The 16649-nt window shown below is 68.5% G+C and carries 14 protein-coding genes; 5 read left to right on the top strand and 9 right to left on the bottom strand.

The genetic code is table 11. The features are described from left to right. The first annotated feature begins 30 nt into the window (after positions 1 to 30). Together ACZ53K_RS13165 and ACZ53K_RS13160 are read left to right on the top strand one after the other, a co-directional pair. A complete protein-coding gene (locus ACZ53K_RS13165) occupies positions 31 to 447 on the top strand; it encodes a pyridoxamine 5'-phosphate oxidase family protein (RefSeq protein WP_468834871.1) in 417 nt (138 codons plus the stop codon). Between the two features lie 23 nt (positions 448 to 470). Next, positions 471 to 1511 carry a phosphotransferase gene (locus ACZ53K_RS13160; RefSeq protein WP_468834869.1) on the top strand — a complete coding sequence of 347 codons (1041 nt, stop codon included), beginning with the start codon at positions 471 to 473 and terminating at the stop codon, positions 1509 to 1511. Between the two features lie 144 nt (positions 1512 to 1655). On the opposite strand, the gene ACZ53K_RS13155 is transcribed toward ACZ53K_RS13160, so the two are convergent. Next, on the bottom strand, positions 1656 to 3311 hold the full coding sequence (locus ACZ53K_RS13155) for a protein kinase domain-containing protein (RefSeq protein WP_468834867.1): 1656 nt from the start codon (positions 3309 to 3311) through the stop codon (positions 1656 to 1658). A 491-nt stretch (positions 3312 to 3802) separates the two neighbouring features. Here ACZ53K_RS13155 and ACZ53K_RS13150 point away from each other — a divergent pair, with 491 nt between their 5' ends. Then, positions 3803 to 5533, top strand: a complete 1731-nt coding sequence (locus ACZ53K_RS13150; protein WP_468834865.1) for a Stk1 family PASTA domain-containing Ser/Thr kinase — start codon at positions 3803 to 3805, stop codon at positions 5531 to 5533. A gap of 171 nt (positions 5534 to 5704) precedes the next feature. Here the strand turns inward: ACZ53K_RS13150 and ACZ53K_RS13145 are convergent, their stop codons facing one another. The 4 genes from ACZ53K_RS13145 to ACZ53K_RS13130 form a co-directional block, all read right to left on the bottom strand. Beyond that, positions 5705 to 6274 carry a bacterial proteasome activator family protein gene (locus tag ACZ53K_RS13145; protein WP_468834862.1) on the bottom strand — a complete coding sequence of 190 codons (570 nt, stop codon included), beginning with the start codon at positions 6272 to 6274 and terminating at the stop codon, positions 5705 to 5707. A 104-nt stretch (positions 6275 to 6378) separates the two neighbouring features. Beyond that, positions 6379 to 6996: a hypothetical protein gene (locus ACZ53K_RS13140; protein WP_468834860.1), complete on the bottom strand. Its 618-nt coding sequence runs from the start codon at positions 6994 to 6996 to the stop codon at positions 6379 to 6381. 444 nt (positions 6997 to 7440) lie between these two features. Further along, positions 7441 to 8454 carry an NAD(P)H-quinone oxidoreductase gene (locus tag ACZ53K_RS13135; protein WP_468834857.1) on the bottom strand — a complete coding sequence of 338 codons (1014 nt, stop codon included), beginning with the start codon at positions 8452 to 8454 and terminating at the stop codon, positions 7441 to 7443. A 1824-nt stretch (positions 8455 to 10278) separates the two neighbouring features. Next, the gene (locus tag ACZ53K_RS13130; protein WP_468834855.1) at positions 10279 to 10683 is read right to left on the bottom strand and encodes a hypothetical protein; all 405 of its coding nucleotides are present in this window, start codon (positions 10681 to 10683) and stop codon (positions 10279 to 10281) included. A gap of 450 nt (positions 10684 to 11133) precedes the next feature. On the opposite strand from ACZ53K_RS13130, the gene ACZ53K_RS13125 reads away from it, so the two are divergent. Together ACZ53K_RS13125 and ACZ53K_RS13120 are read left to right on the top strand one after the other, a co-directional pair. Then, positions 11134 to 11970: a helix-turn-helix domain-containing protein gene (locus tag ACZ53K_RS13125; RefSeq protein ID WP_468835250.1), complete on the top strand. Its 837-nt coding sequence runs from the start codon at positions 11134 to 11136 to the stop codon at positions 11968 to 11970. Beyond that, the gene (locus tag ACZ53K_RS13120) at positions 11967 to 12167 is read left to right on the top strand and encodes a DUF397 domain-containing protein (protein ID WP_468834853.1); all 201 of its coding nucleotides are present in this window, start codon (positions 11967 to 11969) and stop codon (positions 12165 to 12167) included. The genes ACZ53K_RS13125 and ACZ53K_RS13120 overlap by 4 nt, the downstream gene beginning before the upstream one ends. 467 nt (positions 12168 to 12634) lie before the next feature. On the opposite strand, the gene ACZ53K_RS13115 is transcribed toward ACZ53K_RS13120, so the two are convergent. From ACZ53K_RS13115 to ACZ53K_RS13100, 4 genes are all read right to left on the bottom strand, one after another. Then, on the bottom strand, positions 12635 to 12859 hold the full coding sequence (locus ACZ53K_RS13115) for a hypothetical protein (RefSeq protein WP_468834850.1): 225 nt from the start codon (positions 12857 to 12859) through the stop codon (positions 12635 to 12637). A 438-nt stretch (positions 12860 to 13297) separates the two neighbouring features. Then, a complete protein-coding gene (locus tag ACZ53K_RS13110) occupies positions 13298 to 13540 on the bottom strand; it encodes a hypothetical protein (protein ID WP_468834848.1) in 243 nt (80 codons plus the stop codon). Positions 13541 to 13570: 30 nt separating this feature from the next. After that, positions 13571 to 14383: an RNA polymerase sigma factor gene (locus ACZ53K_RS13105; RefSeq protein WP_468834846.1), complete on the bottom strand. Its 813-nt coding sequence runs from the start codon at positions 14381 to 14383 to the stop codon at positions 13571 to 13573. A gap of 397 nt (positions 14384 to 14780) precedes the next feature. Further along, entirely contained in the window at positions 14781 to 16637 is a 1857-nt protein-coding gene (locus ACZ53K_RS13100; RefSeq protein WP_468834844.1) for a DNA polymerase, read from the bottom strand. Between the last annotated feature and the right edge of the window lie 12 nt (positions 16638 to 16649).

Here is a 16649-nt window from a genome sequence, read left to right as displayed (position 1 = left end):
TCGTACCCACCGGCACGGCAGGGTGTATCCATGCCCACCGACGACCTCCACGCCATCGAGCTGCTGAACCGTGTCCCATACGGACGGGTGTCGGCCAGCCAGCGGGCGCTTCCCTTCACCGCCGTCACGCGGCATGTCGTGACCGACGGCGGGCTCCTGCTGCGGCTGCATCGCGGCCACGGTTACCACCGCGCCCTGGACGGCAACGTCGTCGCCTACGAGGCGGACAACGTCAACTCCGGTGCCAACGACACCTGGTCCGTCCAGTTCACCGGCACCGCCCGCGCCATCGCCCCCACCGCGGCCGAGTACGAACTGTTCGGCCCCACCCCGCGGCTGGCCGACGGGGAGCCCTTCGACCCGGTTTTCCTCCGCATAGAACCGGAGTTTGTCAAGGTCCACTACCTCTGTGATGTCCCTCTGTTCCGTTACGCCCACTCAGCGTGACGCAGTGATCTAACATCTGGCGCGTGCTGCGCTCATCCGATGTCCGGACGGTGACCACGCCCGACGGACACACCCTCGGCTCCCTGCTGCGCCGTTATGGCGCCGGGGAGCCGTTGACGTGCGAGCCGGTCGCCGAGGGGCTGCTCAACCGCGGCTACCGCCTCACCACCACCCACGGCCGCTACTTCCTCAAACACCACCTCGACGGCGACCAGGCCGCCATCGCCCGCCAGCACCGCGCCACGCGCCGCCTGGGCGCGCTCGGCCTGCCGGTCGCCCCGCCGCTCGCCGACGCGGACGGCCGCACCGTCACCGTCCTCGGCGGCCGCTGCTACGCGCTGCACCCGTGGGTCGAGGGCCGCCACCGCGACGGCGCCGCCCTCACCCGCCTCCAGTCCCGCCGCCTGGGCGCCCTGCTGGGGCAGGTGCACACCGCGCTGGAGCAGGTCATAACGCGCGACGCGGCCGGGCCCCGCGCCCCGTACGAGCACACGGGCGCCGACCCCGCCCGGACCTTCGAGATGATCGACGAACTGCTCGCGCTCGCCCGCCGGTCCCGGCCGCGCAGCAGCTTCGACGAACTGGCCGTCCACCGGCTGCTGGAGCGCCGCACCCTGCTCGAACGGGAGGCCCACCGGCGGCCGGAGGCGGCACAGGTACCGGCCGCGGGCTGGGTGCACGGCGACTTCCACCCGCTCAACCTGCTGTACCAGGGCGCCGAACCGGCCGCCATCGTCGACTGGGACCGGCTGGGCGTGCAGCCCCGCGCGGAAGAGGCCGTACGGGCCGCCGCCATCTTCTTCGTACAACCCGCGGGCACCCTCGACCTGCCGAAGGTACGGGCCTACGCGGGCGCCTACCGCGACGCCTCGGGCGCCGGCCCGGCGGAACTGGCCGCCGGAGTGCACCGGGTGTGGTGGGAGCGCCTGAACGACTTCTGGATGCTCGACTGGCGCTACCGGCTCGGCGACCGGCGGGCCGACCCGCAGTTCCCGGCGGCCGCGGCGCTGGCGGTGTGGTGGACGCGGGAGTACGCGGCGGTGCGGGCGGCTTTCACGGAGTGAAGGCCGCGATGGCCGCGGGAACGGCACAGCGGGCGGCCGGTGGTCCGGCCGCCCGCTGTGTTCAGGCGAGGTGCGGTGCGATGCGTTGGTCAGTGCGGTGCGGTTGTCGTCGTACGGCGAGGTTGTCGTCGTACGACGCGGCGGTCAGTTGCCGTCCGCGTTGCCGATCACGCCGCTGCTGCCCTGGCTGGCGCCCGAGCTCGTCCCGGTGTTCGTGTTGCCGCTGCCCGCGCTGGTCCCGGTGTTCGTGTTGCCGGTGGTGTCGCCGCCGTTGCCGCCATTGGCACCGCTGCTCGTGTTGCCGCTGTTCGTACCGCCGTTGGACGGCTTTGAGGTCGGCGGCGTCGTCGGGGGCTTGCTGGACGGCGGCGGCGTGGAGGGCGGCTCGGAGGTGCGCGGCGTGCTCGGGTGACGCGTCCTCGGCGGGCTGTACGTGTTCGAGTTGCCCCCCGTGCTGCCGGGCTTCGTGTACGTGTCGGACGGCTCGTCGGACGGCTCGTCGGTGGTCTGGTCCTCGGAGCTCTGGGAGGCCGACGGGCTCTTGGTCGGCGCCGGGTCCTTCTTGGTGCCGCCGCCCGCGTTCTGCAGCGCGATGGCCACACCGACCGCGATGGCGATCACCGCGAGCGCCGCGATCAGCCAGATCTTGCCGCGGCCGCCCTTGGCGGGCCGGTGCCCGCCGTCGTAGCTGCCGTCGCCGTCCCGCATACCGGGGGGCAGGATCGGCTGCGCCGTGGTCTGCCCCTGGTCCGGGTGCGGCAGGGCGGTGGTGGCGGCGGACGAGCCCATGGCCGGGGTGTGACCGCCCTCGTGCACGGCGACCGGCCCGGTGTTCCACGTACCGGTGTGGCTGCCCTGCTCGTGCAGCATCTGCAGGGCGTACTGGACCAGCCCGCGCATCTCCTCCGCGGTCTGGAAGCGGTCGTCCGGGTCCTTGGCCAGCGAGCGCATCACCAGGCCGTCCAGCTCCGGGGGCACCGCACCGGCGACCTCGGAGGGCGGCACCGGCATGTCCTGGACATGCTGGTAGACGACCGACAGCGGGGTCTCGCCGGTGAACGGAGGGCGCAGTGCCAGCAGTTCGTAGAGCAGACAGCCGGTCGCGTACAGGTCGGAGCGGGTGTCCACGGTCTTGCCGAGGGCCTGCTCGGGCGACAGGTACTGGGGCGTGCCCATGACCATGCCGGTCTGCGTCATCGTGGACTGCGCGCCGTGCAGCGCGCGGGCGATGCCGAAGTCCATCACCTTGACCGCGCCGCCATGCGTGATGATCACGTTCGCGGGCTTGATGTCACGGTGCACGATGCCGTGCTGGTGGCTGTAGGCCAGCGCCTCCAGCACCCCGGAAACGATGATCAGCGCCTGGTCCGGCGGCGGGGCGTCCGCGTTCAGCAGCAGGTCGCGGATGGTGCGGCCCTCGACCAGCTCCATGACGATGTACGGCACGGTGCTGCCGCCGACGTAGTCCTCGCCGGAGTCGTACACCGCGACCACCGCGTGGTGGTTCAGCCCCGCGACGGACTGCGCCTCACGGGTGAAGCGGGCCTTGGAGACCGGGTCCTCCGCGAGGTCGGCGCGCAGCAGTTTGACGGCGACGGTGCGGCCGAGGCGCACGTCCTCGGCGGCGAACACCTCCGCCATGCCGCCACGGCCGAGCCGGTGCGTGAGCCGGTAGCGTCCGTCGCCCACCAAACCGCCATTGCCCCACATCTCCGGCGCATCGGAAAGATTTGCATCAGGAGAGTTGGAGCCGGTGGCATCAGGATCGGACGGGCCCTGGGGGCTCTGCGTCGGTGCCATCGGTCCTCGCCGTCGTATCGATCCGCATCACAGCGGTAAGGTCTCGGTCTTCGCTAGAGCACGCTACAGGCTCCGCGGCACACGCCGGTCCCGTGATGGACCGGTCATCACACCTTCCACGGCCCCATTGTCGCAAGCCCGGCCGGGATGATCGCGCACCGATCGGCGGCCCCGACGGTCCGGGACCGTAATGGGATCTTGCGCATCTGGTCACGGAACGGGCACACGGCTTGACGTGTCCGGGCCCTGGGGCACACTGGGCTGGGATTCGGTGGGATCTCGGCACAACCGATACTGATCTCGGCACGTCCGCACCGGCGGGAAGCGCGGCCCACGACGTGCCACAGGTGCCGCGGGCCCACCCCGTTGAGTAACGTCTGTGCACGTCAACACGTCGCACGTCGTTGCACGGACGGGCCCGGCAACAGCCACGAGGCGCGGCGCGCCGCAACACGTGCGCAGGAACAGCGCGCCAAGGGGGAAGCGGAACCATGAGCCAGGACGGCGCTCAGGACCGGTACGAGGGCCGTTCGGTCGGCGGTGGACGCTACCAGCTTCGTGATCTTCTGGGCGCCGGCGGCATGGCCTCCGTGCACCTCGCGTACGACAGCGTCCTGGACCGCGAGGTCGCGATCAAGACGCTGCACACCGAGCTGGGCCGCGAGCAGGCGTTCCGCGAACGCTTCCGGCGCGAGGCCCAGTCCGTGGCCAAACTCACGCACACGAACATCGTCTCGGTGTTCGACTCCGGCGAGGACGAGCTGGACGGCGGCATGGTGCCGTACATCGTCATGGAGTACGTGGCGGGCCAGCCGCTCCGCTCGGACCTGGACGGCGACATCGCCCGGCACGGCGCGATGCCCACCGAGAAAGCGCTGAAGATCACTGCCGATGTGCTGGCCGCCCTGGAGGTCAGCCACGAGATGGGCCTGGTCCACCGGGACATCAAGCCCGGCAACGTCATGCTGAACAAGCGCGGCGTCGTCAAGGTCATGGACTTCGGCATCGCCCGCGCCATGCAGTCCGGCGTCACCTCCATGACGCAGACCGGCATGGTCGTCGGCACCCCGCAGTACCTCTCCCCCGAGCAGGCGCTGGGCCGCGGCGTGGACGCCCGCTCCGACCTGTACTCCGTCGGCATCATGCTCTTCGAGCTGCTGACCGGACAGCTGCCCTTCGACGCGGACTCGCCGCTGGCCATCGCGTACGCGCACGTCCAGGAGGAGCCGCCGGTCCCCTCCGGCATCAACCGGTCGCTGCCGCCCGCCGTGGACGCGCTGGTCGCCCGCGCGCTGAAGAAGAACCCCAACGAGCGGTTCCCGACCGCAGAGGCGATGCGGGACGAGTGCCTGCGCGTCGCCGGATCGGGCCAGTCCGGCGCCACCCCGCTGATCATCAGCGAGGGCCCGCGCGCCCGCACCAGCGGCTCCTCGGTGTCCTCCGCGGTCTTCCCGGCCGCGTCCGCGAACACCGCGGGACCGCATACCCCGGCACCGCCGAACGTCCAGACGCCGTACCAGCCGACGCAGCACGCGCCCCAGGCCGGGCCGCAGATGGGCCCCGGCCCGGCGGCGACCGGCGGCCCGGGCTTCGGGCCCACGGCGCCGGCCACACCGCCGCCGGTCAACGCCTACCAGCCGCCGTCGCCGATCCCGAACCAGGGCCCGGCCCCGGCCCCGTACAACAACAGCTTCCAGACCCCGCCGCCGTACGCGGGCCCGCCCACCCCCGCACCCACGCCCGCGCCCGTCGGCCCGGGCCCCGGCGGCAACCGCTCCGGCGGCCGCGGCAACACCCCGGTGGTCGTCATCTCCGTCATCGTCGGCGTGGTCGTGGTCACCGCGATCGCCATCGGCATCGGCCTGAGCGGCGGCAGCGACAACACCCACACGCGCCGCTCCGGCCCGTACACCTACTCGCCGTCACCGACCCCCTCGGTCAAGGGCGAGGACCGCACCGCCACCATCGCCACCACCCGCTGCACCGACCCGGCCAAGAGCTACGCCCAGAAGGGCAAGATCTTCCTGCCGTCCTTCTACGGCAAGAACCTGGACTCGGTGAAGCAGTGCATGGACGCGGCCGGCTGGTCGTACGAGATCTCCGAGCGCAACAGCTCCATCTACGGCAAGAACACCGTCGTCAGCCAGTCGCCGATCTCCCTGTGGGACCCGAAGGGCAGCGAGAAGATTCACCTGACCGTGTCGACGGGGCGTAGTTCTTAGGACTGGGTGCTGGGTGCGGTTCGTAGGATTGGGCGTAATTGCGTAATTCCTAGGGCCCGGGTGTAGTTCGGACGATATAGGAGGGGCCCGGCGCGCGGGGTGCGCGGCGGGCCCTCTTCCTTTGGCTGCTGGGGTTCTGGGGTTTCTGGGAGTTCCGGGGCGCTTCGCGGGTCAGAGGTACGGGCCGGAGCGGGCGCCGCCGCCCTGGCCGGGCTGCGACTGTTCGAGGTCCTCGGCCGACACCGCACCGGGCGGCAGCGCGCGGCGCATCTGCTCCAACTGCGCGCGGGCCGCCATCTGCTGGGCGAACAGCGCGGTCTGAATGCCGTGGAACAGCCCTTCCAGCCAGCCGACCAACTGGGCCTGCGCGATCCGCAGTTCCGCGTCCGTGGGCACCGAGTCGTCGGTGAACGGCAGCGACAGCCGCTCCAGCTCCTCGACCAGCTCGGGCGCCAGGCCGTCCTCCAGCTCCTTGACCGAGCTGGAGTGGATCTCCTTGAGGCGCACCCGGCTCGCCTCGTCCAGCGGAGCCGCCTTCACCTCTTCGAGAAGCTGCTTGATCATGCTGCCGATGCGCATGACCTTCGCGGGCTGTTCGACCATGTCCGTCACGGGAACCTCGCGGGACTCGTCGTCGCCGTCCCCGCCACCGGAGCCGGCACTGCCGAGAGCCATTCCGTCCGGGCCGACAACCAGGACGTGCGGGCTCTCCTGCGACCGTTCGTTCATCGGCATATCCATGCCGCCATTCTCTCGTACAGCTGACTAGGAACGGTTGTGCCCTGGGAGAAAGGTGATCCAACCTCCGGATGCGGACGAGCTTTGGGGTGAGGTCGGGACTCCGCTCACGACCGCCTCAGACGCAGGGCGATGAAGGCGAGTCCGAGGCCGGTCAGGGCCATGCCCGCGCCCAGCGGGAGGACCCGGTGGACGCCGCTGCCCGGGTCGGCGTCGGCGTACGGGGCCGGCGACACGGCGGAGGCGGCGCCGGGCACCGCACCGGGCGCGTAGCGGGAGGGGCCGTGCGACCGGGCGGCGGACGCCGACGGGGCGGGGGCCTGGAGGGGCGGCAGCGGCACGTAGGGGCGGTGGGCAAGGCGCCCGGCCAGATCACCCCGGCGGGAGGCCGAGGGGGCGGGAGAGGCCGGCCCAGGGCGTACGGAGTCGGCTGTGGGGGACGGGGAGCGGGAGGCGTGACCGTCCGGGGCACCCGCGCCGGGCGACGGGGCGTCCGGTACCGAGGGGTGCGGTTCCGACGGGTGGGCGGGGCGGACGGAATCCGGGTCGGAACCGAGCAGGGGACCGAGGGGGGCGGGGAGGAGGGGGATGAGGGGGTTGGGGCGGGGGGATTGGGCGGCCAGGGGGTCGTGGTCGGCGGGGGCTTGGGGGTCGTTGCGGGTGTGGCCGGGTGTGGGGGTGCGGGTGGAGGCCGGGGCGTTCGGGTTCGCGCCCGGGCCCGGCACGGGGGCGGGGCCGGTGTCGGGGCTTCCGGCTTTCGCGGCTCTGGCTGCTGCCGGGGTTGCTGCCTTGGATACTGCCGGGGTTGCCGCCGTAGTCACTGCCGTGGCTGCTGACGCTGTCACGAGGGGAAAGAGCACTGCGCCCGCGAGCAGGAGCCCGGGCCGGAGGCGGAACCGGCGGAAGCGACGCGGACGACGCCGGCGCTCCCCCGACATGGCGGCCTCCGGTTCCGGGGTCACGCGTTCCGAAGTCACGCCCATGACCTCCCGGGCCTGCGGAGTCGTCGCCTGATCTCCTCAGCGTTGCACGGAGGGTTAGCAGCGGCATCTCGGGCGTGTGGTCAGGGGGTGGTGGAGGAGGCGGCAGGGGCTACGCGGGGGCGGGGGTGACGCGGTGATGCCTGGCGGGGGCACCACCGCGTCGCGCCTTACGGACGGCCGCCCGGTTCAGACCGTCAGGACGACCTTGCCCACATGGCCGCTCGCGTCCACGACCCGGTGCGCCTCGGCGGCCTCCGTGATCGGCAGCGTACGGTCCACGATCGGCCGGACCCGGCCGTTCTCGATCAGCGGCCAGACGTGTTCCCGTACCGCCGCGACGATCGCCGCCTTCTCGGCCAGCGGGCGGCCGCGCAGCGAGGTGGCGGTGACGGCGCCGCGCTTGGTGAGCAGCGCGCCGAGGTTCAACTCGCCCTTCGCGCCGCCCTGGAGGCCGATGATGGCGAGCCGCCCGTTGGTGGCCAGCGCCTTGACGTTCGGGTCGAGGTACTTGGCGCCCATGATGTCCAGGATGACGTCCGCGCCCTTGCCGTCGGTGGCCTTGCGCACCTCCTCGACGAAGTCCTGGTCCCGGTAGTTGATGAGGATGTCGGCGCCCAGTTCGGCGCAGCGGGCCAGCTTGTCGGCGCCGCCCGCGGTGACCGCGACCCGGGCGCCGACGGCCTTGGCCAGCTGGATCGCCATCGTGCCGATGCCGCTGGAGCCGCCGTGCACCAGCAGCGTCTCGCCGGGGCGCAGGTGGGCGATCATGAAGACGTTGGAGCTTGTGGCGGTACCCCCACCCATGAAGATGTTAGACCAGACGGTTGCCGTTGCTTCTGGGAGGGCGGCAGCGTCGGCCACAGAGACCCCCTTCGGCACTGGTAGCACCTGCCCGGCCGGGGCCGTCACCTTCTCGGCGTAGCCGCCGCCTGACAGGAGTGCGCACACTGGCTGGCCGACTTCCCAGCCCCGTACTCCCTCCCCCAGCTCCACCACGTGGCCGGAGCACTCCAGACCGGGGTACGGGCTCGCTCCTGGGGGTGGGTCGTAGTGCCCCTGCCGCTGGAGAAGATCAGCACGGTTCACGGCCGTCGCCGTCACGTCGATAAGGATTTCGCCGGGCGCCGGTGTGGGGTCAGGAACGTTGGTCCATTTGAGGACTTCCGGCCCGCCCGGTTCGGTGATCGTGATTGCCTTCATGGCTTCACGCTACTTCCCCAGGAACCGCCTACGACCGGCCACAAGGTGCTCCGCTGCCTGCCGCCGACTGTCCGGCCATTGATCCAATAAGGCCAGCCCACGGGCCCGCCATGCGGCAACGTCGTCTTCGTCGGCTCCCCTGTCTGCCGCTCGCCACGCAACTCCCATGATCAGATTTCGTACCTCGGTGGCCGTCGTGTGACACAGCGCCCGAACTTCGTTTTCCGTTGCGTTCATGGTCACAACGCTACGGATGACCACTGACAACGCATCCGGACAGCGAAAGGCCCCGTCCGGCACCAGGGGGACTAGTGCGCGGGCGGGGCCGATTGCGGAGCGTTTACGTGTCAACCACGGGTACCGCTATGTCATCCAACGTAAGAGGCTTGTCTGTCGGCTCGATCTTGCTTCCCTCGCACCGCAGGCATGGGCCAGAACTCTGCATGTACCCACCCCCAACGTTGAGCGGTTTCTTGGTGACCACAAAGCCGTACCCCTTGCAGCGTACGCACGGCTTGTCCCGCTCTACGGCTTCTTCCGTCTCCATAGCACTCTGTGCTTCCAGCATGTCGTGTCTGGCCTGGCAGACGGAGCACAGTGGCAACAGCCTGCCGTCTGCGTCACGGTCGCGGACGCGCTTTTCGCAGACACAGGCGTTCCTGAACTCGCAGGGAGAGCACAACGGCAGACGTTCCCCGTTTTCACCGCGAGGACGGATGTTCTGTCCGCATCCGCACAAGCCTTCTACTGCCATTGCCATCACCACCGTTGATCAGGCGTCGGAGTCGGTACCGCAGGTGTAGCACCGCAGCTTGGTCAGCCCACCTGTGCTGCTGTCGGCCACGATAGCTGTGTTGTCGCTCCCGCAGGCGGGACATTGGGGCCCCATCACCGGATCGATGGGGGTGCGCTCATGCTGCGGTGTCAGTGTTTCTGCCATCGTCTGCGCTCCTCTCAGACATGCTGCGACCCGCCCGGCACCAGGGGGACTAGTGCGCGGACGGGGCCGGTCATTGATCTACACGGGGGGTAGTTCATCCGGGCGCCGGAACGGCGTCTCCGCGTGGTGCTCACCTTGACAAGGGGGGTCACTCTGGCAGAAGAAGCCGCGCCCTTGGCATGGCTGGCACCCGTGGGGCGCGTACATCTCTCCGACTTCTCCACTGCCCGACACGTACAGTGTTGGCTTGGGCGTGTACTTGGCGCCGCTGCACCCCTTGCACAGAAGATGCGGACCGGGGCAAACGTGATCATTCATCGGGTGCCGCCACTGATCCACCCTGTTCCGTTACATGTGCCGCACTGCTGTTCCTCGTACTCCGGCTGACCCTCACTGTCTTGCATGTTGTGGGCACGTTCAACGAGTTTGTACCCCTTCCCCTCGCACTCTCCGCATTGCTGCTGCACTTCCGGCATTGGCCAATCCGTCCCATGGGATGAGGATGCACCCGCGCTCGGCTGGGTGTTGGGGAGTCGGGTGGAATCCATTCGGTTGAGGACCCGTCCGGCCGCTGGCCGTCTGTCAACAGTGAGAGCGACCGGACGGGCGTTTGAGAGGTGGGGGCGCTGGTGTGAGTTCCCGTCCCAGCACCAGCGCCCCCGCCCGCTTGCGGAGTAGGTCCGCCGTTTCGGTGGGCCACAAGAGGGGACTGGAGCCCGCCCCCTGCCGCCATGCTCGGGGGAGACATGGACCCTTGAGGCAGGGGACGGGGGCCTACAGGGGGTAGTAGTAGACGGACAGAGCGACCGCCACGACCCCCATTGCGGTCAGGAAAATTCCCAGCGTCACTACGGCCGCTCCGACGACAGCGCGCGCCTTGTCGCTCACCCGGCCCCCCCAGCCTGCTTGGCGGGCCGGGTGAAGACGTTGATCGGCTCTTCCGTGCGCTTCACATACTTCTTGTGGCCGTATTCGTCCGCGTGGGCGCGAATCCACACGTCCAAAGGCGCCCCGGTGTCCCAGACATTCGAGCGGCCACCGCACGGCTCACCGTCGATCTCGGTGACGCATTCGGCGACGTGTTTCCGGATGCCGGTGATTTGGATCTCGTTGCGCGTGGGCACGGGGGCGGGGGTCGTCATGGGCTTGCCTTCGGTCCGGGGGAGGTTGAGGGCGGCGTCACTGCCGCCACTGGTGCGCATCCGCAGTACGCCGGAACGTCCGCGCGAGCGCATGAGTCGGGAGAGGTTGTCCCGGCTGGGGGTGGGGGTGGGGTTGGGTTTGGTCACTGTGGTCACCGTTCCTGGGGGCGCGTCGGTAGACGCGCATACCGGCCAGTCCCTCGACAGGCACCGTGAGCCGGTAGGCGTCTTCCAGCGTCTTCGGGCGTTCGGCAGCGCGGATGTACGGCCGGACTAGGACGCCGTCCAGCTCCGGCAGCTCCGGCCGCCAGGTCACGTGTCGCTCCGGTGCGGGTGGTCGCGAATGATCCGGTTCGCATCGGCCACGGCGAGCGCGCGGCCGTCACGTTGGGCCATGATCCGAATCCTTCCGGCCGCACGGCATACACGGCAGGCGGGGAACACCCGAGGAGCAGCGTCCGCGTTGGGCACGGGGTGGTGGTCCTTGGACAAGATCACTCCTCTCCGTGGTCGAGTCACTACCGGAGGGGCCAGGATGGGCCTAGAGTCAGCACCCATTCAACTTTTCGGATTGGCATGAAAGGTCGGTGACTGGCCCTGAACCGGAAAGAGTTGACGCCCGACCACAGCCCTCAAGCCGCCTTCGGAGCACGACTACGCAGGTTGCGTGAGGCGCGCGGTTGGACGCAGGAGGAGCTAGGCGCGCACATGGAGTACTCAAGCGTGCACATTTCGTCGGTCGAAACTGGTCGCAAACCTCCAACTATCCCGTTCGCGCGTAGTGCAGACAGGGCGCTTGGCCTCGTCGGCACCATGGCCACGTTCGAGCGCGAGAGCCGAGAGCTAGCACGGGGCAGCCTGTTGGAGGGGTTCACGGAGTACGTCACCCATGAGGGACGGGCAGTTGAGGTCCGCCTGTACGAGGTCGGCGTCATTCCGGGATTGCTTCAAACGTCGGAGTACGCTGCGACGCTAGAGGCCGATGCGGTCCGGCGGGAGTCGATCACGCCCGATCAAGCCCGAGAACGGGTAGCGCTGGTGTCCCGTAGGCAGGAAGCCGTAACCCGCACCCCATCACCTGTGATTCATGCCGTCCTTGACGAAAGCTGTGTTCGGCGGCCGATGGGTGACCCAGCGGTCATGCAGGACCAGTTAGATCGCCTGCTGAAGTTCGCGGAGATGCCGAACACAGTGTTCCAAGTTGCCCCCTTCACCATGGGCGCCCGAAGGCCGTTCAGCCTCCCTGTAACTGTGTTGACCATGGCGGACCGCTCAGTCATGTCGTACGCAGAGTCAACGCAGCGGGGGCACTTGGAGCGGGACAACGCGGCTGTCACGCTCATACTGAAGGCATACCATCAGCTTCAGGCCGAAGCGCTCTCCCAAGCGGCGTCCGTGGCCATGATTGAAGAGCTTCGAAAGGGTTTCCAGTGACCACCGAATACCCCCGTTGGTTCAAGTCTTCGTACAGCGGTAACGGCGGCCAGTGCGTGGAGGTCGCCACGAACCTCGCCGCCGCCCAGGCCGTGGTTCCCGTCCGTGACAGCAAGGACCCGAACGGCCCGCACCTGTCTCTGTCCCCCGCCGCCTTCGCCGGGTTGGTCGAGTTCGCCCGGCAGGCGACTGTCTGACACCTCCGCCGACCGGCCGCACGGCCCCGCCACTCCCTCACGGAGCGGCGGGGCCTTTCGTTACGCTGCGTAGATTTCCGACCCCGAGCCGGCATGGGACCATAGGCGCGAAACGGACATCACGGGCGCCGCGGCTTCACGCACCGTGATCATGGGCGCATCCACGCTGGTAGACGTTCCGCCAGTTCGAACAGGTCCGGCATGAGGGCTCGGACCTGGGCTCCGAGCCGATCGGACAGTCGGTCACCGGCACCGGCCGTACGTGCCCCCTCAGTGGCCGGTGCCGACCCGTCGGACACATGGCACGCAGGTGGGGCTGTACTGGCGCCTGTGACTGCCTGAGCCTGCCCGACGGGGCCGACCAGGGCGAGCGCCAGGAGAAGGCCGCAGAGCGCCATGGAAGCGCCTTTGCGGGCGGTTTGGTGATTGGTCATGCGTCCCCCTTGCGTGGCTGTGCTGAGCGGCCGTTACGCAGCCAGCGTGACGACGTTGCCGAGGGTCGGCCCGTCTCCTAGGTGGTGGTCGTGCTGGCCGTAGTCGCACGCGGACCAGTCGGTTCCCGGGCATCGGAGATACGCCCCGGTCTCCGGGCTCATGTACCACTCGGCTCCGCCGACCAGCTCGGCGCGCGCCAGCGTTCTGACCAGGAGCCGGAAACCGTCGTGCCGCCCCGGCCGCAGCAGTCGGGCCACCAAGGGGCCTTGTGCTCTCAAGATGGCCCCAATGTCGTCACACCCTGTGATGCGTTCCTCCCCCAGCGGCGATGGCAGGGTGGCGCATGGCTGCCAGTCGAGCCGGTTATCCCCCAGCTCAGGCACCCAAACAGTCACCCGCACAATCCCCGCACTCTGTGTAGCCATACCCTCACCATGTAGAACGTCGAACGCCTGTTCGTACTAAAACAGGGAATCCATCCTGCTACACACAGTGGCCGAAACGGAATTGATTTTGACTGGTTGTACATCACTCGCCCTTTCGTACAACCTTTCCGCATGATCATGCGTCGGCGTCCGGGTATATGCCGATCTGCCTTATTAGTTGCGGTAAGCACGTAAATCCCCAAAGAGAAAAGCCCCCGCCGGAAATGGCGAGGGCTCATCCAAAAGGCGGGCGGTGCCCGTTGGGAAGTACTACCAGCGTGAGGGCGGGCGCATCGCCGTGCGGAGCGGCGAACCGTCGGGCTTCTCTAGGGCGTAAGCGGCATCGATAAGCCATGTCGCCAGGTTGCGCGCTTCTGCCGGGGTCAGCTTGGCCCGGTCCCCCGGCACCGCAATGCTCAGCATTCCGCGCTCCTTGTCGTTGTGCCATGCGAGCACTCGCCCGCCGTTCTTCGCGGAAAGGGTGGCCTTCGTCTCTCGGCTTACGTTCAGCATTCTTCTGCTCCTGATGATGGGCGGTCGGTGCTATGCGGCGGTTGCCCAGAGTTCGGCGAACCGGGTCTTGCCCTTGCTGCGAATCACCTTGATCCGGTGGCGCGGTATCCCGTAGTCGGCGGACAGGTCATCGTCGTATTCGGTGCCGTAGTAGCCGACCGGCGATATTCCGGTGAGCGCCATAAGTACGGTGCGCTGCTGGTCACCCATGCGGGTGAGCGTGTCGTGAACCTTCTCGGTGGTCTGCTTGCTGCGCGCCCGCGCGAAGTCGGACGGCTCAAGCAAGTCGTCCGGAACGCCGACCTGTTCGGCCAGCGTGTCAGCCAGGGTCATGTACTCGCCGGGGTTGCTGCTGTCGCTTCCCTTGATCGGCGCGTCAAGGTACTCCGATCCCTGGTAGCTCAGGCGAGCGGCGTAGGCCATTTCCTCACTCATGCGCCGATCCCCCATGGCTTCCTTGGTGGTGGCCAGGTATTCGGCTTCATACGGGTCGCCGTCCGCCAGTGACAACGCGCGCTCGAAGTCCGCTGCTACGGCGCGGGAAACGCCTTGCCGGGTCTGCTCCTTGCGTGTGTCGCTCATGACTCCCTTGAGGGTGCGGTCAACAAAGGTGAAGAACTCCGCCACCGTCGCCCCCTTGAACCGGGCCAGGCACTCCCAGACGGCTATCCGGCCGGTCTGGGCGAGGTCTTCGGCAAGATCTTGGTCCGTGCGTCCGGACCCGGTGGCGTAGCGCCACGCAAGTTGCTTGACGCGTTCTTCCGTGGCGCTCACGACTGCCGTTACGGCCTCAAGGTCATGGTTCTGGGCAGCGGCAATCTGAGCTTCGGAAAGGTCGATCATTGGGAGTGCTCCGCGTGGTCCGGGGTCGTTGCACTCCGCTGGGGAGCGCAAGGGTTTCCCCGGACGGGGGCAGAGCGCGCGCAAAACCGATGGGCCCGAAGTGGGGCCGTGCGTCAGGACATGCAGGGGCATGGCAAAGCCCCGTCCGGGACGCTTCGGACGGGGCTTGCGCATTGCCTTCGTCGTGGCGTTGACGACGAAGTTAGGCAGCAAAACGGACAGTCATGGCGTGCTTGACACGAGCCTTGACCGCTTGTCTTTTGGGATGGTTGTGGAGTGGTGCGGAGCCGCAACCGGCCATCATCCGCGAGGGTTAGCCACCTCCCTTCCCTCTACTCCGCAAGGCGTAGGAAGGTAACGGGCAGGTGACGGGCCACCGACTCACGTGAGTCGGTGCCTAGTAGTCCGCCCCGTACAGCGCCCCCCACGACCGGCCGCCGATGTCGGCTTTGCTGACGATGGGCACGCCGTACAGGTCGAACGTCATGGCGCGCTCGAACTCCCGCGCATAGTCGGCCGCTTCTGCGGCAGGGACCGACGCGAGAATTTCGTCATGGATCGGCAGACGCATCGCGTCAAGGAGCCCCGCCGCCTCGGCGTTAATCAGGGCTTGGCCAAGCAAGTCCCGCGCCGCTGACTGGCATTGGTAGTTCACGACCGCGTACGTACGATCCCGATCCAGCGGCATCCGCCTGCCGGTGGCTGACACAGTGACCATGCCGGTAGCTCGTGCCTCACGCTGCCAGCGGGCCGACGCACGGCGGATCTCCGGGAATGCGGCATCGTAGGCATTGACGGCCCGCCGGATCTCATCCTCAGTGGCACCGGTCTGCCGGGCCAGCGTGGCGACTCCCCCGCCGTAGACCTTGCCGAAACCCGCTCCCTTGAACAGCTTCCGGTCCTTGTCGGTTGCCTCCTCTCCCTTGATGAGCCGGGCCGTGTACATGTGAATGTCGAACTCGGCGCCGCCGGACTGGAACCCTTCCCGCATCCGGCGCACGTCGGCCAGCGCTGCAAGCACCCGCATTTCCACGGCCTGAAAATCCGTGCTGACCATGACGTGGCCTTCGTCGGCGAGCAGACAGCGCCGGATCATCTGATCTGACGACGGCAGTGTCTGAAGTGCCGGGCGAGTGACGCCCATACGGCCCGTGCGGGCAGCCAGAGAGTTGATGCCCGGGTGCACACGGCCGGACGCGTCGGCTTCCTGTAGGAACGTCTGGGCGTACGTGGTGCGCCACTTGCCCGCGCGCTTGCTGCGGAGTACCGCTTCCGCAAGCGGGTTGGGTGTGCGGGTGCCCAGTCGCTTCCACGACAGATCCATGTCGGCGAGCGCGAGCAAGACGGCTTTGTCCACCTTGATGGCGCCGCTGGCCGTTTGCTCCGTCAGCCGCTCCCCCATGCCGGTCAGCGCGTCGGCAATCTGGCGTGTGGAGTTGACGGAATCGACGCCGTACCGCTCGGCTATCTCCGCGTACGCTTCCGCTTCGTCGCCGAGCACCGAATGCAGTCCGCGCGTGTACACCTCATCCAGCAGGAGCCCCCGGCGCTGCATGTGGGCGCAGATCCGGGCTACCTGGTGCTCGTACTCAACAAGCCGTTCCCGCACGCCCAGCCGCGCAAGCTCCGCCGATAGGTAGGGTGCCAGCCGGGCCAAGAGGATCACGTCCAGACCGGCATAGAGGTTGTACACGGGGTGGTCTAGCGGGATTCGCGCGAACCCGTTCGCCTTCGTGAGCCCCAGTTCACGGAAAACGGCCGTCAGGTCCCCTTGGGTGTCGGGGGCCGACCGGTCCACGTAGTACGCAGACAAGGGCTTTAGGCCCGTGCCTATGCCGCCCTCTTGCGGTTGACGGGGGTCAATGAGCGCCGCCATGACTCGGGTGTCCCGCGTGCGGGGCGCAAGATCTTCCAGCAGTACGCCCGCGTGCCGGTCCAAGACCAGCCAATCGAAAGGGGCGTTGTGGATCTGGAACCGACGCGCTTTCGTCAGCGCCTCAAGGGCGGCACGCCGGAAGTGGCCGCCGCGCTCCCAGTGGATAACCCACGCGTCGTGCGCGTCGCCGAACTGGACAGTCCGCAGGCGGTATCGGTCACTGAACACGTCAAGGCCGCTGGTCTCCGTGTCCAGCGCGATCGGGCCCCGTTCGTTCGCCTGCCATGCCCAGCCAAGGAATGCGTCTAGCTCTTCGGGGGTTGCCGGGACGTGCACACGCACCGTTTCACCGGCAACCGGGTGTCGATAGGTAAGCATGAGTGCCCCCAT

It is taken from the genome of Streptomyces sp. NPDC033221, assembly GCF_055577005.1.
Note: the sequence above shows the minus strand (reverse complement) of the source record. Positions and strands in the feature narration are given on the sequence as shown.